Source organism: Pseudomonas sp. S2_C11 (assembly GCF_054668395.1).
In genome coordinates this window covers 1,593,223-1,619,929 of sequence record NZ_CP162765.1, presented here as the reverse complement: position 1 = coordinate 1,619,929, position 26,707 = coordinate 1,593,223, and the positions used below count along the sequence as shown (strand labels likewise).

The 26,707-nt window shown below is 59.4% G+C and carries 19 protein-coding genes and 4 tRNA genes; 6 read left to right on the top strand and 17 right to left on the bottom strand.

Annotated features, from left to right (window positions below; genetic code table 11):
* Positions 1-218: 218 nt before the first annotated feature.
* The gene (locus AB4N48_RS07475) at positions 219-1,607 is read left to right on the top strand and encodes a type VI secretion system Vgr family protein (RefSeq protein WP_460095064.1); all 1,389 of its coding nucleotides are present in this window, start codon (positions 219-221) and stop codon (positions 1,605-1,607) included.
* Positions 1,608-1,615: 8 nt separating this feature from the next.
* Here AB4N48_RS07475 and AB4N48_RS07470 read toward each other — a convergent pair whose 3' ends face one another.
* Together AB4N48_RS07470 and AB4N48_RS07465 are read right to left on the bottom strand one after the other, a co-directional pair.
* A complete protein-coding gene (locus AB4N48_RS07470) occupies positions 1,616-3,007 on the bottom strand; it encodes an FAD-dependent oxidoreductase (protein ID WP_460095063.1) in 1,392 nt (463 codons plus the stop codon).
* Between the two features lie 72 nt (positions 3,008-3,079).
* The gene (locus AB4N48_RS07465; RefSeq protein WP_016775327.1) at positions 3,080-4,405 is read right to left on the bottom strand and encodes an MFS transporter; all 1,326 of its coding nucleotides are present in this window, start codon (positions 4,403-4,405) and stop codon (positions 3,080-3,082) included.
* A gap of 271 nt (positions 4,406-4,676) precedes the next feature.
* Here AB4N48_RS07465 and AB4N48_RS07460 point away from each other — a divergent pair, with 271 nt between their 5' ends.
* Positions 4,677-5,549 carry a LysR family transcriptional regulator gene (locus AB4N48_RS07460; RefSeq protein WP_460095062.1) on the top strand — a complete coding sequence of 291 codons (873 nt, stop codon included), beginning with the start codon at positions 4,677-4,679 and terminating at the stop codon, positions 5,547-5,549.
* A gap of 96 nt (positions 5,550-5,645) precedes the next feature.
* On the opposite strand, the gene AB4N48_RS07455 is transcribed toward AB4N48_RS07460, so the two are convergent.
* Complete coding sequence (locus tag AB4N48_RS07455; protein ID WP_460095061.1) at positions 5,646-6,506, bottom strand: LysR substrate-binding domain-containing protein; 861 nt, start codon at positions 6,504-6,506, stop codon at positions 5,646-5,648.
* 113 nt (positions 6,507-6,619) lie between these two features.
* Between AB4N48_RS07455 and AB4N48_RS07450 the strand changes: the two genes are divergently transcribed.
* Together AB4N48_RS07450 and phnX are read left to right on the top strand one after the other, a co-directional pair.
* Entirely contained in the window at positions 6,620-7,729 is a 1,110-nt protein-coding gene (locus AB4N48_RS07450) for a 2-aminoethylphosphonate--pyruvate transaminase (protein WP_460095060.1), read from the top strand.
* A gap of 142 nt (positions 7,730-7,871) precedes the next feature.
* Positions 7,872-8,699 (top strand): phosphonoacetaldehyde hydrolase, encoded by an 828-nt coding sequence (gene phnX / locus AB4N48_RS07445; protein ID WP_460095059.1) that lies wholly within the window; start codon positions 7,872-7,874, stop codon positions 8,697-8,699.
* Between the two features lie 86 nt (positions 8,700-8,785).
* On the opposite strand, the gene AB4N48_RS07440 is transcribed toward phnX, so the two are convergent.
* The 3 genes from AB4N48_RS07440 to AB4N48_RS07430 all read right to left on the bottom strand — a co-directional run bounded on the left by AB4N48_RS07440 (position 8,786) and on the right by AB4N48_RS07430 (position 12,873).
* A complete protein-coding gene (locus tag AB4N48_RS07440) occupies positions 8,786-9,532 on the bottom strand; it encodes a hypothetical protein (protein WP_423662237.1) in 747 nt (248 codons plus the stop codon).
* 252 nt (positions 9,533-9,784) lie between these two features.
* Positions 9,785-10,708, bottom strand: a complete 924-nt coding sequence (locus AB4N48_RS07435; protein ID WP_460095057.1) for a 1-aminocyclopropane-1-carboxylate deaminase/D-cysteine desulfhydrase — start codon at positions 10,706-10,708, stop codon at positions 9,785-9,787.
* A 125-nt stretch (positions 10,709-10,833) separates the two neighbouring features.
* Positions 10,834-12,873, bottom strand: a complete 2,040-nt coding sequence (locus tag AB4N48_RS07430) for an NADPH-dependent 2,4-dienoyl-CoA reductase (RefSeq protein WP_150634907.1) — start codon at positions 12,871-12,873, stop codon at positions 10,834-10,836.
* Between the two features lie 208 nt (positions 12,874-13,081).
* Between AB4N48_RS07430 and AB4N48_RS07425 the strand changes: the two genes are divergently transcribed.
* Positions 13,082-14,212, top strand: a complete 1,131-nt coding sequence (locus AB4N48_RS07425; RefSeq protein WP_310217004.1) for a nitrilase-related carbon-nitrogen hydrolase — start codon at positions 13,082-13,084, stop codon at positions 14,210-14,212.
* Positions 14,213-14,215: 3 nt separating this feature from the next.
* Positions 14,216-15,256, top strand: coding sequence for an AraC family transcriptional regulator (locus AB4N48_RS07420; RefSeq protein WP_460095056.1), 1,041 nt, complete (start codon positions 14,216-14,218; stop codon positions 15,254-15,256).
* A gap of 326 nt (positions 15,257-15,582) precedes the next feature.
* Here the strand turns inward: AB4N48_RS07420 and AB4N48_RS07415 are convergent, their stop codons facing one another.
* The 11 genes from AB4N48_RS07415 to AB4N48_RS07365 form a co-directional block, all read right to left on the bottom strand.
* Positions 15,583-16,437 carry a DUF2242 domain-containing protein gene (locus tag AB4N48_RS07415; protein ID WP_353188611.1) on the bottom strand — a complete coding sequence of 285 codons (855 nt, stop codon included), beginning with the start codon at positions 16,435-16,437 and terminating at the stop codon, positions 15,583-15,585.
* 749 nt (positions 16,438-17,186) lie between these two features.
* On the bottom strand, positions 17,187-19,058 hold the full coding sequence (locus AB4N48_RS07410) for a SurA N-terminal domain-containing protein (RefSeq protein WP_150634904.1): 1,872 nt from the start codon (positions 19,056-19,058) through the stop codon (positions 17,187-17,189).
* Positions 19,059-19,285: 227 nt separating this feature from the next.
* A complete protein-coding gene (locus tag AB4N48_RS07405) occupies positions 19,286-19,558 on the bottom strand; it encodes an HU family DNA-binding protein (protein WP_016775333.1) in 273 nt (90 codons plus the stop codon).
* A 149-nt stretch (positions 19,559-19,707) separates the two neighbouring features.
* The gene (gene lon, locus AB4N48_RS07400; RefSeq protein WP_460095055.1) at positions 19,708-22,104 is read right to left on the bottom strand and encodes an endopeptidase La; all 2,397 of its coding nucleotides are present in this window, start codon (positions 22,102-22,104) and stop codon (positions 19,708-19,710) included.
* Between the two features lie 163 nt (positions 22,105-22,267).
* Positions 22,268-23,551, bottom strand: coding sequence for an ATP-dependent Clp protease ATP-binding subunit ClpX (clpX, locus tag AB4N48_RS07395; protein ID WP_016775335.1), 1,284 nt, complete (start codon positions 23,549-23,551; stop codon positions 22,268-22,270).
* Between the two features lie 112 nt (positions 23,552-23,663).
* Positions 23,664-24,299, bottom strand: coding sequence for an ATP-dependent Clp endopeptidase proteolytic subunit ClpP (clpP, locus tag AB4N48_RS07390; RefSeq protein ID WP_016775336.1), 636 nt, complete (start codon positions 24,297-24,299; stop codon positions 23,664-23,666).
* Positions 24,300-24,391: 92 nt separating this feature from the next.
* The gene (tig, locus tag AB4N48_RS07385; protein WP_016775337.1) at positions 24,392-25,702 is read right to left on the bottom strand and encodes a trigger factor; all 1,311 of its coding nucleotides are present in this window, start codon (positions 25,700-25,702) and stop codon (positions 24,392-24,394) included.
* Positions 25,703-26,103: 401 nt separating this feature from the next.
* Positions 26,104-26,179 (bottom strand) — tRNA-His (locus AB4N48_RS07380).
* 77 nt (positions 26,180-26,256) lie between these two features.
* Positions 26,257-26,341 (bottom strand) — tRNA-Leu (locus tag AB4N48_RS07375).
* A gap of 57 nt (positions 26,342-26,398) precedes the next feature.
* Positions 26,399-26,474 (bottom strand) — tRNA-His (locus tag AB4N48_RS07370).
* Positions 26,475-26,506: 32 nt separating this feature from the next.
* Positions 26,507-26,583, bottom strand: a tRNA-Arg gene (locus tag AB4N48_RS07365).
* Between the last annotated feature and the right edge of the window lie 124 nt (positions 26,584-26,707).

Genomic DNA, 26,707 nt, shown 5'->3' with positions numbered 1-26,707 from the left:
TCACTCTCTTGATCTGTGGCGCCGAGACATCTATTGGCCGACGCGTGGCGGCAAGTTTATACGGCCTAAAGTCGGCAATCGACCAAAAAAACAGCCGACGGAATCGACATCTTCACCAAAGCATGTAGGGGGATTCTGAAAAGCGCCTTTGTCATGACCATTCAGCCCAACGGTTTCGTACCCTTGAAACCCCGTATCGCCTGACAGGGCCTGCTCGAATGCTCAATGACAAGGAAAGTCCCTTCACCCTTACACTGACCGACAGCGGATTGCGCCTGCCGGTGGTGCGTTTTCGCGGCGAGGAAGCGCTGAACCAGCCTTACCGTTTCGACATTGAACTGCTCGGACTGGCCCCGGCCATCGTCCCGGGATCCTTCCTGCACAGGCCAGCCTTTTTGCGGCTCAGTGAGCAGCACGGATTCCACGGCGTCATTTCCAGCGCCAGCTGCGAACATCGCGGGACACATCGGGTCGGCTATCGACTGATTCTGGTGCCGTATCTGCAACAACTGGCGCAAACGCATAAGCGCCGCGTGTTTACTCACCTGAGTGTGCCGCAGATCATTCAACAACTGCTCGAAGAACATGCCCTGCCAGCGCACAGCTACCGCATTGAAATGAGCGTCGGTCACTACCCGGCAAGGGCGTTTTGCATTCAGTACGAAGAAAGCGATCTGGCACTGGCGCAGCGGCTATGCGAAGAAGAAGGCATCCACTATCACTTCGAACACGGGCCGGACGGACACGTCGTGGTGTTCGCTGACGACAGCCTGAGCCTGCCGCAGGAACCGGTCGAAATCCCTTTCAGTGCTGATGAGCAACCACCGTCGCCCTGCGTCAGCGCGCTCTATCAACAGCATCGCGCGGCGCCTGTACCGATGCTGCATGCGGTGCGCAATCGCGGTCAGCCAACCGGCAATGCCGAAGCCGCCAACGAGGTCTCGACCGAGTTGCCGATGCCCGCGCGATCGCCGGAACGTCTACACGCCGAACAACGCAGCCGACGTCATCTGCAACGCCAACGCTGCCAGTTGCGCTCCATTCACGGGCGCAGTGATTGCAGCGATTTGCTCAGTGGACGACTGCTGCTTGTGGCCGACCACCCGATTCATCATTTCAACGAACAATGGCTGATCAGCGCGGTGCGCCACCACGGGCAGCACCCTTCGATCCTTGATCCGGCGCCAAGCGTTCAGCGTTATCACAACGACTTCACTGCGCAGCCCTGGTCGACCGACTTCCGTCCGCCACTCAAACAAGCTCGCCCGAATATTGCCGGTTATCACTTGGCGAAAGTGGCGGGTGCGCCTGGGCAACCTGCGCAAGTGGACGAAAACGGCTGCCTCGCTGTAAGCCTGTGGCCGTCTGCGGATAAATCCGCCAGCGACGCCCTGTGGCTGCCGATCGCCATGAGCCGGCTCAGCGGCCCTGTCGCCATCGATCAATTACCGCGTGCTGGCAGTGAAGTGTGGGTGAGTTTCCTCGACAGCGATCCGGACCGACCGATCCTGTGCCTCAGCCACGCACGCCAGCCGCCGGAGCGCGAATCAGAGCCCGTGCGCGACAGCCTGTTGCTCGACTGGCTGAGCCACCGCGCCGAGCATTGATCGGCGCCTCAGCTTTTGTCCGCCTTGCCCGCCGCCGCCGCGAACCTGGCCAGGCGCACGTCCAGATGCCGAGGCCGGTGCCCGTGATCTTCGGCGCGCTCCTTGCGGCGGATGGCGTTGCGCACCATCAACGAGCCGAGGTAGCGGATGGGTTCCGGCGGGAAATAACCCAGCGGCCCGTTGACCAGCGGCGAGCGGGTCCACGGGTTATCCAGGCCTTGCACCAGCGCGGCGAGAATCTGCCCGCCCATGTGACACGGGCCGACGCCGCTGCCGGAATAACCGAAGCCGTAAAACACATTGCCCGCCCCGCTCATCTGGCCGAAAAACGGTAAGCCGGTCACCGAACGATCCGACGGGCCGTTCCACGTCGCGTCGATTTTGACCTCGGCGAACGCCGGGAAAAAATCCGCGAGACTGCGCTTGAGCAAGCCGGCATAAGGCGACGGCTGATCGAACACCGGCAGCATCCGCCCGCCATAGGCGAAGGTGTTGCCGCCCTTGCCGAGCATGATCCGGCCGTCCGGGGTGTTGTGGTAGTAATGCACGAAAATCCGCGAATCGAGGACGCTGACGCCGCTGGTCAAACCGATTTGCTGCAACAGGTCCAGGCGCGGTTCGGTGATCAGCATGTCACTGGAAACGATCGCCACACTGCGCTCGAACTGAGGAAACGCGCGGGCCATCCACGCATTCATCGCCAGCACCACCCGGTCGGCGATGACCTTGCCGCCGGGCGTGTGAATACGTGCCGGGCGGCCCTCTTCCAGTCCGGTCATCGCCGTACCCTCATGGATTTTCACGCCCAATTGCAGCGCCACCCGGCGCAGGCCGCGCACCAGTTTGCCCGGTTGCACGCTGGCAGCCGCCGGGGAAAACCAGCCTTCCAGATGTTTTGACGAACCAGCCATGCGCTGCACATCGGCGAGCGGTCGCTGGCTGAACGAGTTGATGCCGTTACGCTCCAGCGCCGCGATCACCGCGTCAGTTGCGCCGACCTGGGCGCGATTGGTCGCGGTGTACAGCGTGCCGTCGAGGCGGTAGTCGGCATCGACGCCGTACTGCTCGCAGAACTCGCCGATCGCATGGATGCTGCGCTCCGATTCCCTGACCAGACGCACCGCTTCTTCGACGCCGAACAAGCGCTCCAGGGTGAAATACTTGGCCGACCATGACAGTGCGCAACCACCATTACGGCCACTGGCGCCGGCACCGCAGATGTCAGCTTCGATCAGCAACACCTCCAGCTCGGGGTTTTGCTGATTGAGCATGATCGCCGTCCACAATCCGGTGTAGCCGCCGCCAACGATGCACACATCGGTGCGCACCTCGCCTTGCAGCGGTGGACACTGCTCGGATGGGTCGGCCTGCAAGGCTTGCTCGAGCCAGAACGGTCGCATGGGAAATCTCCAGTCAGAAAGCCACGACGCAGCCTGCCGCGCACCGCGCAGCAGGCCACGGGGCGAAGGGTTTCAGGAACGCAGCGGTTTGACGCTCAGCGGGCAGTTGGGGATCGCCGCGCGCGGCTCCATCACGCCGACCGGCCGACTGTTCCAGTGCGGAATCAGCACCAGCGCCGAGAACAGCGCGCATCCGGCGAAGACGATGAACACCGTCACCGAGTCGAAGTAGCCCGGCAGCAAACCGCCGAGCACTGCGCCAACGGAGCCGCAGCCGTTGACGAAACCGGCGGCGGTGGCACCGGCCTTGGCCTTGCCGAAATCGATGGCGGCCGCGCCGCTGATCATCGAGTCCGGGCCGTACAACGTCAGGCCCATGACGAACAGCAACGCGACAACCAGCAACACGCTGCCGGTGTTCAGCGCAGCCATGAACAGCGCCAGCGTCACGGTCAGCGCCAACAGACTCAGCACGCAGGCCGGCATGCGTCGGGCGCCGAAGAGTTTGTCCGAGGCCAGGCCGATCATGATCGGCCCGAGCAATCCGGCCAGTTCAAACGCGGTGGGAATGATCGCCGCGCCGACCTTGCCGACACTGGGCATCTGCTCGAAAACAATCACCGGGCCCCACAACAGAATCGCGTAGCGCGCCGGTTTCAGCAGGAAATACGCCAGTCCCAGCACCAGCACCGTGCGGTTGCGCAGGATTTCCTTTAACGGCTCCCACACGCTGAGTTTGCTGTTGGCTGCGGTTTCCTCGGCGGTCAGTTCCGGCTCCGGCTCCACCGCCGGCAAGCCGACGTCTTCCGGTTTGTTGCGCTGGAAGATAAAGAACAGCACGGCCACCACCGCGACCACCGCCGCGCTGGAAATGAATGCCGCGTGCCAGGTGCCGACCAGCGTGTAGGCCCACCAGCCGGCGAACGGCGAGGCGACCAGGCCACCAAACGCGTAACAGGAACTCCACAAGCCGAGCACGCGCCCGCGCTGCTCTGACGGGAAGAAGCTGCCAAGGTTTTTACACAGCCCGGACCAGCCAGTGGACTGCGCCAGACCTTGAATCAACATACACGTGGCGAAGATCGGCAATGTAGCGAAACTGCCCATCACCAGCGCCGCAGCGGCGGATATCAGCAAACCACCAAGCACTACGACTCGCGGGCCAAAGCGATCGGCGAGCATGCCCCAGGTGAACTGTCCGAGGGCATACGCCGCCAGATAGATCGCGTCGAGGTTGGCCATGGCCATTTTGTCGAGGGTGAAATCAGGGTCTTCGGCGATGCCCAGTTTGGCCACCGAAAATGCTTTGCGGGTGAAGTAGAACGCGGCGTACGCGAGCCAGGTAATAGCGAAGATCTGCACGCGCCAACGCGCCAGGGTGCCGATGTGCTTGTTCATGGTGGTTCTGACCTCAGGGTGTGAGTGTGCCGGCAGAATCGATTAAGAAAAACGCCTGTGTTTTTTATTGTTGAGCACTGCGATACCGCCCCTTCCCTTCGGCGATAACGGTCAGATGAGTCTGCTGTTGCACGCACAGGCTCATGGGCCAGCGCTGCTGTTCGACCGAGCAGTCAGCGATGGCGTGAGCCGATCAAAGCAATTACTGTTTAATAAATAAAATCGATTTATCGTATTTCACACATAAGCCGAGCTTGTTACTGGAGCCACCATGTCTGTCTCTCACGCCCAACTCAAAGCGTTCCACGCGGTGGCCGTCCATGGCAGCTTCACCCGCTCCGCCGAGCGGCTTTATCTGACGCAACCGGCGATTTCCGACCAGGTGCGCAAACTCGAAGAACGCTTCGGCGTGCTGCTGTTTCACCGCAATAAACGTTCCGTACGCCTGACCGATCTCGGCGAGCGCCTGCTGGCGATCACCCAGCGCCTGTTCGTGATCGAAGCCGAAGCGCAGGAATTGCTGCAGGAATCCCAGGCCCTGCAGACCGGCAGCCTGATTCTCGCGGTGGACGCGCCGATCCACGTGTTGCCGCAGATCGCACGGTTCTGCGAGCGCTACCCGGGCATCAGCGTGAAAATCGAAACCGGCAATACCGATGAATCGCTGTTTCGCCTGTTCAACTATCAGGCCGATCTGGCGCTGCTCGGCCGCGACGTAACCGATGAACGCTTGCTGTGTGTGCCGTTGCGCAACGATCCGATGGTGGCGTTCGTTTCGCGCAATCATCCGTGGGCCGAGCGCGAATCGATCTGTCTGGCCGATCTGGATGACACGCCACTGGTGCTGCGTGAGACCGGTTCGGTGACCCGGCAGACCCTGGAAGAGGAAATGGCACGCGCAGGTTTGCGCATCCGCCCGGCGATTCAGGTTGAAGGTCGGGAAGCGGCGCGCGAAGCCGTGGTGGTGGGGATCGGGGTTGGTGTGGTTTCAGCGGCGGAGTTCGGCGCCGACTCACGGGTCTGCGCGTTGCCGATCACCGACTGCACGAGGCGCCTGACCGAAACCCTGGTGTGCTTGCGCGAACAGAGTTCGCGGCGGGTGGTGGCGACGTTTCTCGATATGGTTCGCGAGAGCCTTGTGTAAGCAGCACTGGCCCCTTCGCGAGCAGGCTCGCTCCCACATGGGAGCGCGCTCTGTAGTGCGGGAGCGAGCCTGCTCGCGAAAAAGTCGCCTCGGTATTCAGTCTGGCGCCAGATCAAAAAACGCCTGAATCAAGCGCAACTCGCGCCGGCGCTCCATGCAGCCAATCATGTGCCGGTTCATCAGCCCTTCCCCGGCAATCGGGATCGCCACCACGCGCGGGTCATGACTGACCTCCACCGATGACACCACACCGACACCCAACTCGGCCGCGACCGCTTCGGTCACCGCCTCGCGACTGTCCAGCTCCAGCAACACCCGCGGCTGAATCGAGGCCTGCGCACACGCTTGATCAAAAGTGCGCCGGGTAATCGAACTCGGCTCGCGCAGGACCATGATCACTTGGTCCAGCTCCTTGAGTTTCACGTCAGCGGAGCGATTCGCCCAGCGATGCCCCGCCGGCACCAACGCGCAGATCCGCGATTCGCTCAGCGCTTGCAGATGCAGGCCCTTGCGCGGCTCGACCTCGGTCAGCACCGCGACATCGGCGTGTTCCGACAACAGCGCCGCCAGGGTTTCCTGCGCGTTGCCCAGACGCAGGTTGACGGTGATCCCCGGAAAGCGCGCGCGCAGGCTTGCCAGCATCGGCATGACCATGTGCGGCCCATCCGCCGCCACCTCCAGACGCCCGGTCAGTAACTGCCGATTGGCCTCGAGCAGCGTCTGCGCTTCTTCCGCCAGGCCGAACATGGCGCGGGTGATCGCCGCCAGTTTGGTGCCCTCCTCGGTCAGTTCCACCCGTCGCGCCGTGCGCCGCAGCAAGGTGATCTGGTAGTGCTCTTCCAGTGCCTTGATGTGTCCGGTGACCGCCGGCTGGCTGATGAACAACCGCGCAGCCGCGCGGGTGAAGCTGCCTTCGCGGGCCACGGCATCGAAGGCGCGCAGCTGAAACAGATTCATGGATAACCCTCACTGATGGCTGGCATAACAACAAACAATTTGATTGATGAAGCGGCGAATTGCAACGTAGGCCCCGTAGCTTCATCCCACAGCGTTTTCGCGAGGACACCCGAATGAGTACCGCCGCACCGATTCTGCTCACTCCCGGCCCGTTGACCACTTCGGCCCGCACCCGCCAGGCCATGATGGTCGACTGGGGTTCGTGGGATGACCGCTTCAACCAGCTGACCGCCAGCCTGTGCGAGCAATTGCTGGCCATCCTCAACGGCGCCGCCAGCCACCATTGCGTACCGTTACAGGGCAGCGGCACCTTCGCCGTCGAAGCGGCGATCGGCACGTTGGTACCGCGTGATGGCAAAATCCTCGTGCTGATCAACGGCGCTTACGGCAAACGGCTGGCGAAGATCTGCGATGTGCTTGGGCGCTCGTTCAGCACCTTCGAAACCGCCGAAGACGAACCGACCACCGCCGCCGACGTCGACCGCTTGCTGCGCGCCGACGCTGACATCACCCACGTGGCGCTGATCCACTGCGAAACCAGCACCGGCATTCTCAATCCGCTGGCAGTAATCGCCGAGGTCGTCGCGCAACACGGCAAACGTCTGATCATCGACGCCATGAGCTCATTCGGCGCGTTGCCGGTGGATGCGCAAAAAGTACCGTTCGACGCGCTGATCGCCGCCTCCGGCAAATGCCTGGAAGGCGTACCGGGTATGGGTTTTGTCTTCGCCCGCAAGGAATCGCTGGCCGCCGCGGCTGGCAACTCGCACTCGCTGGCGATGGACCTGTACGACCAGCACGCCTACATGATGAAAACCGGGCAATGGCGCTTCACCCCGCCCACCCATGTGGTCGCGGCGCTGCACGAAGCGTTGCTGCAATACCGCGAAGAAGGCGGTCTGCCGGCGCGGCATGCGCGTTATGCCGCCAACTGTCAGGCGCTGATGGAAGAGATGAACAAGCTCGGCTTGCGCAGCTTCCTGCCGGCGGCGATTCAGGCGCCGATCATCGCCACTTTCCATGCCCCGCAGGATCCGCGCTACCAGTTCAAGGACTTCTATGAGCGGGTCAAGGCCAAGGGTTACATCCTCTACCCCGGCAAACTGACCCAGGTCGAAACTTTCCGCGTCGGCTGCATCGGCCACGTCACCCCGGACGAAATGCGCCAGGCCGTAGCAGCAGTAGGTGAAGTGCTGCGCGAGATGGAAGTGCTCGATATCTGAGCCTCACCAAAAATCCCCTGTGGGAGCGAGCCTGCTCGCGAAAGCGTCGTCCCAGGCGACACATACGCTGATGTCAGACCGCTTTCGCGAGCAGGCTCGCTCCCACATTTTGATCTCATTTTCAAATCAGGAATTGATTGCCATGAACTACACCAATCCAAGCAAGCTGCAAGCCGCGATCCTCGACTGGGCCGGTACCGTGGTCGATTTCGGCTCGTTCGCGCCGACGCAGATCTTCGTCGAAGCCTTCGCCGAGTTCGATGTGCAGGTGTCGATTGAAGAGGCCCGTGGGCCGATGGGCATGGGCAAGTGGGATCACATCCGCACCCTCTGTGATCAGCCGCAAGTGGCGGAGCGTTATCGCAAGGTATTCGGTCGCACGCCGACCGACGATGACGTCACCGCTATCTACAACCGCTTCATGCCGTTGCAGATCGAGAAAATCGCCGAGCACTCGGCACTGATTCCCGGCGCGCTGGACGCCATCGCCCAACTGCGCGCACAAGGCATCAAGATCGGTTCCTGCTCCGGTTACCCGAAAGCGGTCATGGACAAAGTCGTCGAACTCGCCGCCAGCAACGGCTACGTCGCCGACCACGTGGTCGCCACCGACGAAGTGCCAAACGGTCGTCCATGGCCGGCGCAAGCGTTGGCCAACGTGATCGCTCTGGGCATCGACGATGTTGCAGCGTGCGTGAAGATCGACGACACCGTGCCGGGCATTCTCGAAGGTCGCCGGGCCGGCATGTGGACGGTTGCGCTGATTTGCTCGGGCAACGCGCTGGGTCTGGATTATGAGGGTTTCCGCGCGCTGGGCAGCGATGAACTGGCCAGCGAGCGCCAGCGCATCCACGCGCTGTTCGCAAGTTCGCGGCCGCATTACATGATCGACACCATCATCGATCTGCCGGAAGTGATCGCCGACATCAACAAGCGTCTGGCCAACGGTGAGATGCCGCAAAACGCCTGAGGCCGATAACCGGAACACCGCTGATCCATGACAATCAGCGGTGTTTTTTTGCACTGTCTTAAATAAATATATTGCCCGGTTATTACTTACTCTGAAACAAGGTTGCCCTCTGCGTCGTACGCACTACCATCGGGATGTTTAACGCTTCCGTCAGGCAATTGTTCAGTACCATCTTCCCAGACAATACGGCCATCCGGATATTCAACGGTATTATCAGACCATACGATTCGCCCGTCCGGATACTCTACCCGGCCGTCGTCATATTGAATGATGCCGTCGGGACGCTTGATCGAAGTCTTATCAACGTCAACCACGCTACCGTCAGGCAGTGTGGTCGAACCATCGACATTGACGGTCGCACCGAGTGTTTGAATCAGCGTAATCAAGGCCACCGGATCGATGTTGATGTTAAGAGTCGGCCATGGCATTGGCGGACGCTTGGTATCGACCGGCGCTACTGGTGCGGTCGGCGCCACTGGTTTGGTTGGCGCTACCGGTTTGGTTGGCGCCACTGGTTTGGTCGGTGCTACTGGCTTGGTTGGCGCCACTGGCTTGGTCGGCGCTACCGGTTTGGTTGGTGCCACTGGCTTGGTCGGCGCTACCGGTTTGGTTGGTGCTACTGGCTTGGTTGGCGCTACCGGCTTGGTCGGCGCTACCGGCTTGGTCGGCGCTACCGGTTTGGTTGGTGCTACTGGCTTGGTTGGTGCCACTGGTTTGGTCGGTGCCACTGGTTTGGTCGGTGCCACTGGTTTGGTCGGTGCTACGGGTTTGGTTGGCGCCACTGGCTTTGGTGTAGTGGTAGTGGGGCGAGGCTTGGAGATCGGACTTTTCATATTCACACTCAAATTTACAAATATAATTATGATCTTTAATAACAAACTAAAGAGCCGAACCAACAATAATCACGCACAACAAACTATTCAAATCAAAAGAACCTACAAGATATAAGCAACATAGAGTTACGCCCACAGCTCAACGCACACCAACAACTTTAAATAAGCAGAAATAATAAACCGTACAAACAAGACTTTTGTGTGTTGCAAATATCATTAAGCCGAAACGCATGTACTGATCGCGTCCATCGGCTATGTCAATGCAAATCCGCGTCGCCCCTGCAAGCCCCCCGTGTGGATAAAGATCAGACGCGTGCCGATGGCAAATTCGCCTGCTTCGACATGCTGCTTGAGCGCCAGCAAGGCCTTGCCGGTGTACAGCGGTTCCAAAGGGATGCCGCTGGTTTGCTCGGTCTGATCGATGAAGGTCAGCAACGCCTCGTCAACTATGGCGAAACCACCACGGCTGGCGTCGATCAGTTGATAGTCCGCCGCAGGCTCGGTGGCGGGCGCGAGGATCGACTCGATGTTCGGCGCTACGCCGTGATCATCCGGCACTGCCAGAGCACCGTACACCACGCGTTTGCCTTGCTCGGCGAGCGCCAGTCCGGCCAGTGTCGTGCCGGTGCCACAGGCCAGCCACCAGGCGTCGAAATCATTCCAGCCCAGCTTGGCCAATTGCTCTTCGGCTTGCTGCCTGATCGCTGCGCAACCCAAGGCGCCGGCCAATCCACCACCGCCCTCGGGCACCGCATGCAGCGTCGGATATTGCGCTTGCCATGGCACCCAGAATCCCGCTTCGTGCCGTGCGCGGTAGCCGGCGTAACCGAGCCAATGCAACTGCATGCCGAACGCTTGCAGATCCCGCACTGTCGGCGTGTCCTGCGGGTGCCCGCGCAGCAGCCCCACGGTTTTGAAACCCAGCCGTTTGCCCGCCGCCGCCAGCGCATGCAGGTGATTGGAATGCGCACCGCCGAGGCTGATGATGCCCTCGGCACCGGCACGCTCGGCGGCTTTGAGGTGTTCGACGAGTTTGAACCACTTGTTGCCGCTGATCAGCGGGTCGATGCGGTCCAGGCGCAGGATCGCGACCTCGATGCCGGCAACTGCAAGCCAGTCCAGATAGAGCGGTTCGAGAGGGGCCGGGGGTAGCCAGTGGGGGGGAGGCAAAAGCATGGGCACTGCACAATCTGGAAAAGACCACATACTAGTAGGAGCTGCCGCAGGCTGCGATCTTTTGATCTTGCTTTTGAAATCAGGATCAACAGATCGCAGCCTTCGGCAGCTCCTACAGAATGTGTTTACAACTCAGCCGCCAGCCGCGAACCCTGATTGATCGCGCGCTTGGCGTCCAGCTCCGCCGCCACATCCGCGCCGCCGATCAAGTGCACGTTCTGCCCGGCTTCAACCAGACCGTCGTGCAACTCACGCAACGGATCCTGCCCCGCGCAGATCACGATGTTGTCCACTGCCAGCAGTTGCGGCTCGCCGGATTCGCCGATGCGAATGTGCAAGCCTTGGTCATCGATGCTCAGGTATTCGACGCTGTTGAGCATCTGCACCTGCTTGTTCTTCAGACCGGTGCGATGAATCCAGCCGGTGGTTTTGCCCAGACCGTCGCCGACCTTGGTTTTCTTGCGCTGCAACAGGAACACCTCACGGGCCGGCGCATGCGGTGCCGCTTTGATTCCCGCCACACCACCACGGGCCTCCAGTTGCGTGTCGATGCCCCACTCTTTCCAGAACGCCGCGCGATCCAGACTGGTGGCTACGCCTTGATGAACGAGAAATTCCGAGACATCGAAACCGATCCCGCCCGCACCGATTACCGCGACACGCTTGCCGACCGGTTTGCGCTCGAGGATCACGTCCAGATAACTCAGCACCTTGGCATTCTCGACGCCCGGAATCGCCGGCACGCGCGGGGCGATACCGGTGGCGAGAATGATTTCGTCGTAGCCGCCCTCAACCAACTTGGCCACGTCGACGCGGGTGTTCAGGCACACCTCGACATTGGTGGTTTGCAGCTTGCGGTTGAAGTAGCGCAGGGTTTCGAAAAACTCTTCCTTGCCCGGCACGCGCTTGGCAATGTTGAACTGGCCACCAATCTCACTGGCCGAATCGAACAACGTCACCTGATGACCGCGCTCGGCGGCTACGGTGGCGGCAGACAAGCCGGCAGGGCCGGCACCGACCACGGCGATTTTCTTGATCTGCTGCACCGGCAGGTAATTGAGTTCGGTTTCGTGGCAGGCGCGCGGGTTGACCAGGCAACTGGTGAGCTTGCCGCCAAAGGTGTGGTCGAGGCACGCTTGGTTGCAGCCGATGCAGGTGTTGATTTCGTCGGCGCGGCCTTCGGCGGCTTTGTTGACGAAGTCCGGATCGGCGAGGAATGGTCGGGCCATGGAGACCATGTCGGCATCGCCCTCGGCAAGAATCTGCTCGGCAATTTCCGGGGTATTGATGCGGTTGGTGGTGATCAGCGGGATGCTCACCGAGCCGCGCAACTTGGCCGTGACCTTGCTGAACGCTGCACGCGGAACCTTGGTGGCGATGGTCGGAATCCGCGCTTCGTGCCAGCCGATACCAGTGTTGATGATGGTCGCACCGGCCTGCTCGATGGCTTTGGCCAGCATGACGATTTCATCCCAGGTGCTGCCACCTTCGACCAAATCGAGCATCGACAGGCGGAAGATGATGATGAAATTCGGCCCGACCGCTTCGCGCACACGACGGACAATTTCTACCGGCAGGCGCATGCGGTTTTCGTAGCTGCCACCCCAGCGGTCGGTGCGGTGATTCGTGTGCGCGGCGAGGAACTGGTTAATGAAGTAACCTTCCGAGCCCATGATCTCGACGCCGTCGTATTCGGCGGTTTGCGCCAATACCGAGCAGGTGACGAAATCACTGATCTGCTTTTCGATGCCCTCTTCGTCCAGCTCTTTGGGCTTGAACGGGTTGATCGGCGCCTGAATCGCGCTCGGTGCTACCTGTTTCGGGCTGTAGGCGTAACGCCCGGCGTGAAGAATCTGCATGCAGATCTTGCCGCCTGCCTCGTGCACCGCGCGAGTGACGATGCGGTGCTTGAGCGCCTCTTCCTCGGTAGTGAGCTTGGCCGCGCCGGAATACACGCCGCCCTCGTCATTCGGGCCGATGCCGCCGGTGACCATCAGGCCGACACCGCCACGGGCACGTTCGGCGAAGTACGCCGCCATGCGTTCGAAGCCACCCGGCTTTTCTTCAAGGCCAGTGTGCATCGAGCCCATCAGGGTGCGGTTGCGCAGCGTGGTGAATCCCAGGTCCAGCGGGGCCAGCAGATGCGGGTAATGAGCGGCGGTCATCGGTAACTCCACAACGAGCGATCACGGAAAAATTGCGGGAGCTCTGCGTCCCCCGTCAGTCATGTTCGACAGACTAAGAGTCGCACCGCTGTCACTCAATGACCGTAACTGACAAGTTATTGATCCAAATGCACAGCGCCCCTTGGCAACCCGGGCCATGGGCCCTACCCTAGTCGGCACATCCTGTACCCGGCTGTTGTTGGTTTTCATGCGCAAACTTCTGTATCTGTTTTTCTCCATGGCCCTCGTTGCCGCCCTGACCACCTACGCCATGTGGGCGGCAGACCGGCCGGCGGGGCATTACCTGTCGGACCTGCGCATCAAGCTCGCCGTCAATCAGGGCACGCCCGGCGACCGCGGCAATCTGCTCGGCATCCAGCCCGAACTGTTCCCCACCGATTACCAAAGCTCCGCACGCCTGCACCGCAAACTCGCGGCGTATCTGCAGCAGGCGCGCGATCAGGGCTTGCTCAACGAAAAAACCGTGGTGGTGTTGCCCGAGCACGTCGGCACCTGGCTGATGGTCAGCGGCGAGAAAGACGAGCTTTATCAGGCGCCGACCCTGGCGGAGGCGATGAACTGGCTGGCGGCGAGCAATCCACTGCTGTTTGCCCGAGCGTGGCTGCGGGCCAAGGGCGAGCAACGGCTGGACGATGCTTATCTGCGGATGAAAGCGAAGGCCATGGCCAAGGATTACCAGGCGCTGTTCGGCGGTCTGGCCAAAGAGTTCCAGGTCACCCTGGTGGCCGGCTCCATCGTGCTGCCGGAGCCAAGCATCCGCGACGGCCGGCTCAAGCCCGGCAGCGGCGCCCTGTTCAACAGCAGCGTGGTGTTTGGTCGCGACGGCGTACCGTTGGGCCAGCCGCAGCGGCAGATGCATCCGATCTTTGATCAGCAAGGTGTGATTCAGGCCGAAGACAAACACGCCATACAGGTCGTCGACACACCGGCCGGACGCCTGGGCATCCTGATCGGCAGTGACAGCTGGTACCCCGGCAACTACCGCACCCTCGATGAGCAAGGCGCGCAACTGGTGGCCGTGCCGGCGCAGGTTATCGGCCAAGGCGCCTGGGACAAGCCATGGCGTGGCTACAAGGGCTCGAGCACGCCGGGCTCGGTCAGCCTCAAGCCCGGCGACCTCAGCGAAGGTCAGGCCTGGCACCGATTGACCCTCACCGCACAACCACCGAGCAGCCGCGCGATTGCCGGCGTCAGTGTGTTCATGCGCGGGCAGTTCTGGGACAAGTCGAGTACCGGCACAAGCTTCCTCAGCAGCAACGGCCAGCAGTTCGCCGATGGCGAGGCCCGTGGTGCGCGCTTGCTGAACGTCTGGCTGTAAACCATGAAGCCGCAGCCGATGCGCCTCGGGGATCTGTCGGTGGGTTTCGTCCATAGTCTGGCCGACGCCGTGCGCAGCCACGACGTCGATCCGCTGCCTCTGCTTGAACAATATGGCCTTGATGCAGCGCGACTGGCCGAGGCCGGGGCGCGATTGTCGATCCCGCGTTACATGCGCCTGGGCCATGCGGCGATTCAACTCACCGGCGACCCGGCCCTGGGCCTGCGCATGGGCCGAATGATCCGCTTGAATCAAGCCGGTCTGGCCGGCATCACTGCGGCGCAAGCACCCACCGTGCGTGAAGCGGCCCGCTGCCTGACGCGCTTCGAGCCGCTTTACGGCTCGAACTATCGCGGGCAGTCCAGTTTTCATGAAGATGCCAACGGTGCCTGGTTGCGCTTCTACTCGATCAGCCCATACAACGCCTATAACCGCTTCGTGGTCGACTCGATCCTCGCCGGCTGGCTGCATCAGTTGTCGAGCCTTTGCGGCGAAACGTTGCGCGCCGAGAGAATCGAAATCGAATTCGAAGCGCCGGATTACCGCGACGCCTACACAATGCTCGGTGACTGCCCGATCCAGTTCAGCGCCGAGCGCAACCAACTGCGCCTGAGCCTGAGCAGCCTCGCCCTGCGCAACCCTGAACATTGCCCGAGCACCTGGCGACATCTGCTGCAATTGTGCGAGCGGGAGCTGGAACAACTGACCCGCACCCGCAGCCTGCGCGAGCGCATCACTCAGTTGCTCGGCCCGCTGCTCAATGGCGGCCGCGAGCCGGATCTTGAAGAAGTCGCGGCACGCCTGAAACTGCCGACCTGGACTCTGCGGCGCAAGCTTGCCGAGGAAGGCACGCAATTTCGCGCGATCCTCAATGACACACGCCGCGACCTGGCGATGACCTACATCCGCGACACCGAACTGGCATTCGGCGAAATCGCCTACCTGCTGGGCTTCGCCTCAGCTGAAGCCTTCCAGCGTGCATTCAAGCGCTGGAGCGGGCAGACGCCCGGCGAATCCCGACGAAATTACCGCTCGGGAGTCTGAAGCTCAGAGTTCCGTCGCGTCGTCAGCCGGTTCTGGTTGATCCAGTTCAAAGGCCTGGTATTCAAGCAGTTCTTCCTGATACTCATCCATCGTATGAATCCCCCAACTGCTCGCTATGAAAATGGCCTGATCAATCGACCTGTGCCCCGAGCATAAAGTGCCCGTGTGAAGGAAAAGTGAAACGCGGCCTTCATGAATAAAACGTAGCAGGTGGTTGGGGATTTATCGCGGCGATGATGCCGCAGGTGTGTAACCAGATTTTAAGCCAACCCGAAAACCACTGTGGGAGCGAGCAGGCTTGCTCCCACAGGGTTTCGCTTGGTTTCTTATTGGCCCGACGCAGGCATCGCCGGAATCGGCTCGGATGGTGGCGGAATATCCGGGTTGGTCGGCGGGGTGATGGTTTCGCTGGCCGGCGCTGGCTCTTCCACGGGCGCTGGCGCAGGCGTAATCGGCGTCGACTCCGCTGGCGGTACCACCGGCTCGGAACTCACTGGCGCGGCTTCAACCGGGGCCGGTGCAGGTTCCGCAGCCGGCGCGGGGGCAGGTTCCGCTGCAGGTGTCGGCGCCAGAGGCGCAGGTGCAGGTGCCGCTTTTGATTCTGGCACACCAAGATCGGCTTTCGGCTTTTCTTCGATGTGTGCAGCTTTCTTAGCATCGGCGGGCAGGAACTGCTCCACCAGTGTGAAGAAACGCTCGTAGAACTTCTGCGCAATGACCGTCTCACTGGCGACCTTGACCATCGAGTCGTCCGAGGAGCCGATCGGCATCGACACCGAGCCCAACACACCGACACCGAGGCTGGCGGAATTGTTGGTCTTCTTCAACGCATAACGGTCCTGCAAGGCGTTGGCGAACACCGTCGCATGATGCCCGGCGCTGCCATCTTCGGCGCAGACCACGTTGAAACTGATCTCGAGGTGCGTCTCGCCGGTCTGCTGGAAGCTCTTGTGCCCGCTGACCAGTTTGGGATCACTGCTGGTAATGATGTAGCCCTGACTGAGCAACGCGCGCCGGGCCGCTTCGCAACTGGCGGTGTCGGTTACCGGGTAATTGCGCGAAAAGGTGCCGGAGTCATCGAAGTTCTCATGCTCATAGATCGGCTTGTCCTTCGAACAACCGGCCACCGCAGTCAACAAAAGCGCCAGCCCGACAACACGCATGGGAGTGGAAATCAACATTGAACATCCTGAGGGAAAACAGTCCGGGGCGTATTGTGCAACAGATCGTCGCCCCATGGCGCATGGAATAGTGTCAAGAATCGGTTACAACTTTACCGGTCATGGCCGTCAGGAAAAAGCCGCGTGGACAAATGATCGATCAACGCGCGAAATTTCGCCATGGCTTGTCGGCTCGACGGCCATAACACCCCAGAACCGACCGGCGTGTTCTAAAGCAAAAGAAAGGTAAAAACTCAAGATCAGGTCGGCTGCCAAGCCGCCTTCGCGAGCAGGCTCGCTCCCACAAAAGCAAAAGCAAAGCAGCGCAGCTGCCCGCGGCAAAGCCGCCCCACTCAACAATGAGCGCAAGCTCGAGTGCCTCTGATCTTGCTTTTGATCCACCGGCGACGTCGGAAGGCTGAGTGGAGGGATTGATCCGGGCGTGGGAGCGCAGCGACCGTCTGGCGCAGCCAGACACAGCGGAAGGAGGTGCAGCGAAGCAAACCGGAGCCGCTGCGCCCGGATCGATCCCGCAGCGAAGGAACCCGAGCCTGCGAGGGCCGAACGTAGGAGCAAGCCTTTTCGGTTACCTTTTCGGCGTCTGGAAAAAGTGCCTCGCCGTAAGGGCGAAACCGCCAGCCGCCGCACCCGAAGAAACGGATATTCACCCAAACCACCCAGAGCATGGCCGGCCCAAAGGCCGCCAAGCCACCAAAAACAAAAAAGCCCCGACCATCAGGCCGGGGCTCCTTCAAACGTCAGTCAAAAGATCAGAACCGCTCGATCTTCGCCTCAGCTTCCAACTGCTTGCGATACGCCGCAAAGTCCTGCTGGCCCTCACGGGAAGCGAGAAAACGACGATATTGCGCTTTCTCTTCTTCCGTCGGTGCAGCTGCTTCATTGACGCCATTCAGACGCACAATCATCAGGCTGCCATCCGGCAAGGTAACGCTGGAGAACGTCGGCTTGTCCTTGGCAGCCGGCTTCGGCATACGGAACAGTGCCTGCAGCACAGCCGGATCAACCCCTTCCTGACCACGGGTGGCCGCTTCGGTGATCTTCCAGTTCTGGCCATCGATGGCCTTGTCCAGCGGCGCCTTGCCGTCGCGCAGATCAGCGATCAGCTTCTCGGCACGGGTCTTGGCCTCGGCACTGGCATGCTCCTTGGTCAACTGAGTGCGGATCGCCGCGCTCACGCTTTCCAGTGGCAATTGCGCAGGCTTGAGATGCTCCTTGGCGCGCAGCACGATCACGGTTTCCGGGTCCAGCTCGATGGCGGTGCTGTTGGCACCTTCATCAATCACTTCCGGACTGAACGCGGCAGTGACCACGGCACGGTTGGCTGCAACACCTTCGCCACCTTCACGGCCGAACGGCTTGGAAGTGTGCACAGTCAGTTTCAGATCCGCTGCTGGCTGCGCCAGGTCAGAAGCTTCGAACGCCGAGTCTTCCAGTTGTTTGGTCGCCTCAACAAAACGCTGCTCGACCTGAGCGGCTTTCAGCTCGCGGGTCAGCTTGTCTTTCAGGCTGGCCAGGGTCGGCACTTCAGGCGCTTCCACGCCCAACAGCTTGATCAGGTGATAACCGAAGTCGGTACGAATCGGCTCGGACACCTGGTCTTTCGACAAGGAGTACAGCGCTTTTTCGAAAGCCGGGTCGTAAACGCCAGGACCGGCATAACCAAGGTCACCACCATTGTTGGCGGAACCCGGATCCTGCGAGAACTCCTTGGCCAGCGCTTCGAACTTCTCGCCCTTGGCCAGACGCGCCTGGACTTCGTCGATCTTCGCTTTCGCCTGCGCTTCGGTAGTCTTGTCGTTCACTTCGATGAGGATGTGCGCGGCACGACGCTGTTCCGACAGGTTGGCGATCTCTTTCTGGTAAGCCGCCTCAAGATCTTCATCCTTGACCGCAACCTGATCGAAGAACGACGATTTCTTCAGCTCGACGTAATCGATGATCACCTGATCCGGCGTCATGAATTCCTTGGCGTGCTCGTCGTAGTAAGCCTTGACCTCGTCATCGGTCAGCTTGACCGCAGCCGGGTCGGCCTTGACGTTAAGAGTGGCGAAATCACGGGTCTGTTTTTCCAGACGGGCAAAAGCCAGCACTTCGGCGTCGGTGACGAAACCGCTGCCGGCAACACCAGCGCGCAACTGGCCGATAAGCATTTCCTGAGCCAGCATCTGACGGAACTGCATGCGGCTGTAGCCCAGTTGACGGATCACCTGGTCGAAGCGCTCGGAGCTGAACTTGCCGTCGACCTGGAATTCAGGCGTCTGCAGGATCACTTGATCCAGCGCGGCTTCGGAGAACGAGAACTTCGCCTGTTCAGCGCCTTGCAGCAGCAACTTGCGGTCGATCAGGCCTTTGAGCGCCGATTCGCGGAGCATTTTTTCGTCGAGCAAGGACGCATCGAAGTCCTTGCCCAGTTGTTGCATCAGCTGACGGCGTTGCATATCAACGGCCTGGCTCAGCTCGTTCTGGCTGATTTCGTCACCGTTGACCTTGGCCGCCTCGTTCTTGTGAGTCGTGGCCTGGAAAATGGCATCGAAACCGGTCAGGGCCATCAGTGCAACGATGACCCCGATAATGGTCTTGGCAATCCAGCCTTGTGAATTGTCCCTGATATTTTGCAGCATGCGTCCCCCAGAAACGGTTGAACTTCAATTTAGGCAACCGTGGAGCGTGGGTAGAATCCGGATAGAAGAAAGGCGCATCCGAGGATGCGCCTTCTCGTAACTGGCGGAGCGGACAGGGCTCGAACCCTCGATCCCGGCGTTACAGGTAGCTCTTTCAGCCACCTGTTCTACCGCTCCGCTGCCAAGTCAGGCTTGACCCCGACCCGGATGGGTAAAAACCTGGAAACTCAGTTAACAGCTTCTTTCAGCGCTTTACCGGCTTTGAAACCTGGCTTCTTGGCAGCCGGGATTTCCAGAGACTTGCCAGTTTGCGGGTTGCGACCGGTACGAGCCGGACGGTCAGTCACGGAGAAAGTACCGAAACCAACCAGAACAACGGAGTCGCCAGCCTTCAGAGCGCCAGTGACGGATTCGATTACAGCGTCCAGCGCACGGCCAGCAGCAGCTTTCGGGATATCAGCGGATGCAGCGATAGCATCAATCAGTTCCGACTTGTTCACTCTAAGTCCCCTTATATCTATTTTGAGATGTTTCTAAGTTTTTTGGTGAAAGCAAAAACGAGTGCTGAATGGCCTACAGACACTTAAGAGCCGCTTTATAACAAGGGCTCTAAAATGCTGTCAAGGAAAGCCCCCCAGGCTAAAACGTATTAATGCGTGCTAATTCTTTCCTTGGCATCAGACTCGCGTTTTTCGTCCTTGGCAACTATCTCCGGAGCCACATCCGGCAAGGGCTCCGGCGCGTATTGCAGCGCAATTTGCAGGACCTCGTCAATCCATTTAACCGGCTTGATCTGCAGATCCTGCTTGATATTGTCAGGAATCTCCTTCAGATCGCGGACGTTTTCTTCCGGAATAATCACAATCTTGATTCCGCCGCGGTGAGCCGCCAGCAGTTTTTCTTTCAAACCGCCAATTGCCAGCACTTGCCCACGCAGAGTGATCTCACCGGTCATGGCGACATCGGCGCGCACCGGAATACCGGTCAATGCCGAAACCAACGCCGTGCACATACCGACGCCAGCACTTGGGCCGTCTTTCGGCGTAGCACCTTCCGGCATGTGAATGTGCGTGTCGCGCTTCTCGTGGAAGTCCAGCGGGATGCCCAGACTCTTGGCGCGGCTGCGCACAACGGTCTGTGCGGCAGTGATCGATTCGACCATCACATCACCCAGCGAACCGGTCTTGATCAGTTGACCTTTACCCGGAATCACTGCGGCTTCGATAGTCAGCAATTCACCGCCAACCTGAGTCCACGCCAGGCCAGTCACCTGCCCCACCTGATCCTGCTGCTCGGCCAGGCCGTAGCGGAACTTGCGCACGCCGAGGAAATGCTCGAGCAGGTCAGCTGTCACTTTTACCGAGAAGCGTTTTTCCAGCGCATGCTCTTTGACTGCCTTGCGGCAGACCTTGGCGATCTGTCGCTCGAGCCCCCGCACGCCCGCTTCACGGGTGTAATAACGGATGATGTCGCGGATCGCTTCCTCATCGAATTCCAGCTCGCCCTTCTTCAGACCATTGGCGGCGATCTGTTTCGGCGAGAGGTATTTCACGGCGATGTTGATCTTCTCGTCTTCGGTGTAACCCGGCAGACGGATGACTTCCATCCGGTCCAGCAGCGCTGGCGGGATATTCATCGAGTTCGAGGTGCACAGGAACATCACATCAGAGAGGTCGTAATCGACTTCCAGATAGTGATCGTTGAAGTTGTGATTTTGCTCGGGATCAAGCACTTCCAGCAACGCCGAAGCCGGATCGCCACGCATATCAGTGCCCATTTTGTCGATTTCATCGAGCAGGAACAGCGGGTTGCGTACGCCCACTTTTGTCATCTTTTGAATCAATCTACCCGGCATCGAACCGATGTAAGTCCGGCGGTGACCACGAATTTCCGCTTCGTCACGCACGCCGCCCAAGGCCATACGTACGAATTTGCGATTGGTGGCATGGGCAATCGATTCCGCCAGCGAGGTTTTACCCACACCTGGAGGACCAACCAGGCACAACACCGGGCCACGGATTTTCTTCACGCGCTTCTGCACGGCGAGGTATTCAAGGATGCGCTCCTTGACCTCTTCGAGGCCGTAGTGATCGGCGTCGAGAATGTCTTCTGCACGGGCCAGGTCGAGGCGTACTTTGCTCTGCGCCTTCCACGGCACCTGCACCAGCCAGTCGATGTAGGAGCGCACCACGGTGGCTTCAGCCGACATCGGCGACATCTGCTTGAGCTTGTTCAGCTCAGCGGTGGCCTTGGCCAGCGCATCTTTCGGCAGGCCGGCAGCATCGATGCGCTTTTTCAGCTCTTCTATTTCATTGTGGCCTTCGTCGCCGTCACCGAGTTCTTTCTGAATGGCCTTCATCTGCTCATTCAGGTAGTACTCGCGCTGGCTGCGCTCCATTTGCTTTTTGACGCGGCCGCGAATGCGTTTTTCAACCTGGAGCAGGTCGATTTCGGCATCCAGCAGTGCCAGCACGTGCTCGACACGGGCCGACAGATCGATGATCTCGAGGATTTCCTGCTTCTGCTCGATTTTCAGCGCCATGTGCGCGGCCATGGTGTCGACCAGACGACCGGGCTCATCGATGCTGTTGAGCGACGACAGGACTTCAGCCGGAACCTTCTTGCCCAGCTGGACGTATTGTTCAAACTGCGACAGCAGCGTGCGCACGAAGACTTCCGACTCGCGCTCGGCGGCGTCGACTTCTTCGATCAGAGAAACTTCGGCGCGGCAGTGGCCATCGACTTCGCTGAAGCGTTCGACGGTGCCACGCTGCTCGCCTTCGACCAGAACCTTGACAGTGCCATCAGGCAGCTTCAGCAGTTGCAGTACCGTGGCAATCGTACCTACGCGATAGAGAGCGTCTTCACCGGGATCATCGTCAGCCGGGTTTCGCTGGGCCAGCAGCAGAATCTGCTTGTCACCCGTCATCGCGGCCTCGAGGGCTTCGATGGATTTCTCGCGCCCCACGAACAGCGGGATAACCATGTGCGGATAAACCACGACATCACGCAATGGCAGGAGAGGCAATTCGATGGTTGTCTTCATGATTTCGCCTCTACGGCGGCCGTATGGCCGTAATCAGATGGAATTAAGCTTGAAACCAAGATGGGGGCTGCCTCGAAAAAAAACAAGCGCAAAGCGGAGGTAAAAAACGACTTAAAAAAAAAGAGGCCCGAAGGCCCCTTCTTTGCTGCGGCGCTGTGAACGCTTACGCGTCCGGCGCTGCCTTGGCCGTCGGCTCACTGTTTTCGTAGATATACAGTGGCTTGGACTTGCCTTCGATCACGCTTTCATCGATCACGACTTTGCTCACCTCGGACTGCGAGGGGATTTCATACATCGTGTCGAGCAATACACCTTCGAGAATCGAACGCAGGCCACGGGCACCGGTTTTACGTTCCAGAGCACGCTTGGCGACCGATTTCAGCGCGTCGGAACGGAATTCCAGATCCACGCCTTCCATCTCGAACAGCTTGGCATACTGTTTGGTCAGAGCATTTTTCGGCTCGGTGAGGATTTGCATCAGCGCAGCCTCGTCGAGCTCATCCAGTGTCGCCAGGACCGGCAGACGACCGACGAATTCCGGGATCAGACCGAACTTGACCAGATCGTCAGGCTCGACTTCACGCAGGGATTCACCAACCTTCTTACCCTCTTCCTTGCTGCGCACTTCGGCGTTGAAGCCGATGCCGCCTTTGGTGGAACGGTTCTGAATGACCTTTTCCAGGCCGGAGAACGCACCACCGCAGATGAACAGGATGTTACGGGTGTCGACCTGCAGGAATTCCTGCTGCGGATGCTTGCGGCCACCTTGCGGCGGTACCGAAGCGACCGTGCCTTCGATCAACTTGAGCAAGGCCTGCTGCACGCCTTCACCGGAAACATCACGGGTGATCGACGGGTTGTCGGACTTGCGGGAAATCTTGTCGATTTCGTCGATGTAGACAATGCCCATCTGGGCTTTCTCTACGTCGTAATCGCACTTCTGCAGCAGCTTCTGAATGATGTTCTCGACATCTTCACCCACGTAACCGGCCTCAGTGAGGGTGGTTGCGTCGGCAATGGTGAACGGAACGTTCAGCAAGCGGGCCAGTGTTTCGGCCAGCAGGGTTTTACCGGAGCCTGTCGGGCCGATCAGCAGAATGTTGCTCTTGCCGAGTTCGACGTCGTCAGCCTTTTTGTCACGCTGGTTCAGGCGCTTGTAGTGGTTGTACACCGCTACGGCCAAAACCTTTTTCGCACGCTCCTGACCAATGACGTACTGGTCAAGGATGCCGCTGATTTCTTTAGGCGAAGGCAATTTATGCGCGCTGCTTTCGGCCTGTGCTTCCTGCACCTCCTCGCGGATGATGTCATTGCACAGGTCGACGCACTCGTCGCAGATAAAGACCGAGGGGCCGGCAATCAATTTGCGCACTTCATGCTGGCTTTTGCCACAGAAGGAGCAATAGAGCAGCTTGCCGTTGTCCTCGCCGTTGCGGGTGTCAGTCATTCGTTCGATCCAAATCCGATAGGCTTGCAACACAAGATGAAGGCTATTGCGGGCTTTTTCAAGCCCGCCGCTGATCGGACATGCCGATCAGGCCTGTTTTGCGCTGCTTATATTAAGCTGGACGCTGGTTGATCACTTCGTCGATCAGGCCGTATTCCTTCGCAGCTTCAGCACTCATGAAGTTGTCGCGATTGGTATCGCGCTCGATTTCTTCCAGAGTACGGCCGCTGTGCTTGGCCATCAGCATGTTCAGACGCTCGCGGATGAAGAGGATTTCCTTGGCGTGGATTTCGATGTCCGACGCCTGGCCCTGGAAACCGCCCAGTGGCTGGTGAATCATCACGCGCGAGTTCGGCAGGCAGAAACGCTTGCCCGGTGCACCTGCGGTAAGCAGGAATGCGCCCATGCTGCACGCCTGACCGATGCAGGTGGTCGACACGTTCGGCTTGATGAACTGCATGGTGTCGTAGATCGACATGCCGGCAGTCACCGAACCGCCCGGCGAGTTGATGTACAGATGGATGTCCTTGTCCGGGTTTTCCGCTTCAAGGAACAGCAGTTGCGCACAGATCAGGTTGGCCATGTAGTCCTCTACCGGGCCCACCAGAAAGATCACTCGCTCCTTGAGCAGGCGCGAGTAGATGTCGTAGGCGCGTTCGCCACGAGCGGACTGCTCGACAACCATCGGGACCAGGCCGCCGGCGGCCTGGATATCAGAGTTCTGCTGAATATAAGAATTACGGAACATGCTCTGCAGTCGCTCCCAAATAGTTATGTCTTGAATACGCATAAGCCAGCTCGAGAGCTGGCTTATGGTGTGCACTTCTAACGCAAAATCAATCAGTCGGCTGCTGGAGCTTCTACCGGCTTGACTGCTTCTTCGTAGGAGACCGATTTGTCGGTCACACTAGCTTTCTGCAGAACAGTATCCACAACTTGTTCTTCCAGCACAACCGAACGCACTTCGTTCAGTTGCTGCTCGTTTTTGTAGTACCACGACACGACCTGCTCTGGCTCCTGGTAAGCGGAAGCCATTTCCTGAATCATTTCGCGAACGCGAGCTTCATCAGGCTTGAGGTCGAACTGCTTGACTACTTCAGCAACGATCAGGCCCAGCACGACGCGGCGCTTGGCTTGCTCTTCGAACAGCTCGGCCGGCAGTTGGTCTGGCTTGATGTTGCCGCCGAACTGCTGAACAGCCTGCACGCGCAGACGGTCAACTTCGTTGGACAGCAGAGCCTTTGGCACTTCGATCGGGTTGGTGGCCAGCAGACCGTCCATTACCTGATTCTTGACCTTGGATTTGATTGCCTGACGCAGTTCACGCTCCATGTTCTTGCGAACTTCGGTGCGGAAGCCGTCGATGCCGCTTTCCTTGATGCCGAATTGAGCGAAGAACTCTTCGTTCAGCTCAGGCAGCTTAGGCTCGGACACAGTGTTGACGGTCACGGTGAACTCGGCGGTTTTGCCAGCCAGGTCCAGGTTCTGATAGTCCTCAGGGAAGGTCAGGTTCAGAACGCGTTCTTCGCCGGCTTTAGCGCCAACCAGGCCTTCTTCGAAGCCCGGGATCATACGGCCGGAACCCAGTACCAGCTGAGTGCCCTTGGCGGAGCCGCCAGCGAACACTTCGCCGTCAACCTTGCCAACGAAATCGATGTTCAGCTGGTCTTCGTTCTGAGCAGCGCGGTCGGCCACTTCGAAACGGGTGTTCTGCTTGCGCAGGATGTCGAGCATCTTGTCCAGATCAGCGTCAGCCACTTCAGCGCTCAGACGCTCAACGGTGATGCCTTCGAAGCCAGCAACGGTGAACTCAGGGAAGACTTCGAATACAGCAACGTATTCCAGATCCTTGCCCGCTTCGAGCGACTTTGGCTCGATCGAAGGCGAACCGGCAGGGTTGAGCTTCTGCTCGACCACAGCTTCGTAGAAGGAAGACTGGATGACGTCGCCTACCGCTTCCTGACGCGCATCAGCACCGAAACGGCGCTTGATTTCGCTCATTGGCACTTTGCCTGGACGGAAGCCAGCAATTTTGGCCTTTTGGGCAGTCTGCTGCAGACGCTTGTTGACCTGAGTCTCGATGCGCTCTGCCGGCACGGTGACGCTCATGCGGCGCTCGAGAGCAGTAGTATTTTCAACAGAAACTTGCATGGATATTCCTCGTTGCACAGACGTTAGCCGGCCGTTTCCGACCCCAGAATCAAGGGCATGCATTCTAGTGGGTCAAACTCAAGAAGTCACCCTACTGGAAACGGGTAAAAAAACAGCAGGCAATTTATAGGGAGCGCCGCACGAATGCCGTGCACTCCACTGGCGAATACAAGCGATCACGTCAGGGCTCTGCAACAACGCTTCTATATATAGAAGCAACTACCAGATAGGCCCCGACAGGCGTTCCGGCAAAACCGGAACGACGAGCAGTTCAGCGTCATCCGATCCTTTAAAAGCGATGAAGTGCCCTGCCCTGCGCCTCGAAATCGGCCATGGCCGGATTTCGAAACCGCTAAAACAAAAAAGGCGCCAGACTGTTAAATCTGGCGCCTTTCGAAATATGGGGTGGACGATGGGGATCGAACCCACGACAACGGGAGTCACAATCCCGTGCTCTACCAACTGAGCTACGCCCACCATATTGCGTAACAAAAAAGCCAAACAACTTCTTTGTCGAAACTTCATCAGGCCCTAGGCACAGATGAAGCTTTATTTGGTGCGGATGAAGAGACTCGAACTCTTACGCCTCGCGGCGCTGGAACCTAAATCCAGTGTGTCTACCAATTCCACCACATCCGCGGATGAAGCTTTTAAAGCAAAGGCGCCAGACCGTTAAATCTGGCGCCTTTCGAAATATGGGGTGGACGATGGGGATCGAACCCACGACAACGGGAGTCACAATCCCGTGCTCTACCAACTGAGCTACGCCCACCATATCGCGTTACTTGTGCCAAAGCTGCCTAATGGCGCACCCGGCAGGACTCGAACCTGCGACCATCCGCTTAGAAGGCGGATGCTCTATCCAGCTGAGCTACGGGCGCCTTGTTAATCTGTACTCTTAAAGGACTACAAACTAAGTGCTTTCCAGTGTCGCAGAACCTTGATTCCGCCTCACCTTCTTAACCAGTGCTAGGCTGTGCCCGACAAGTGCGACGAATAGTATAG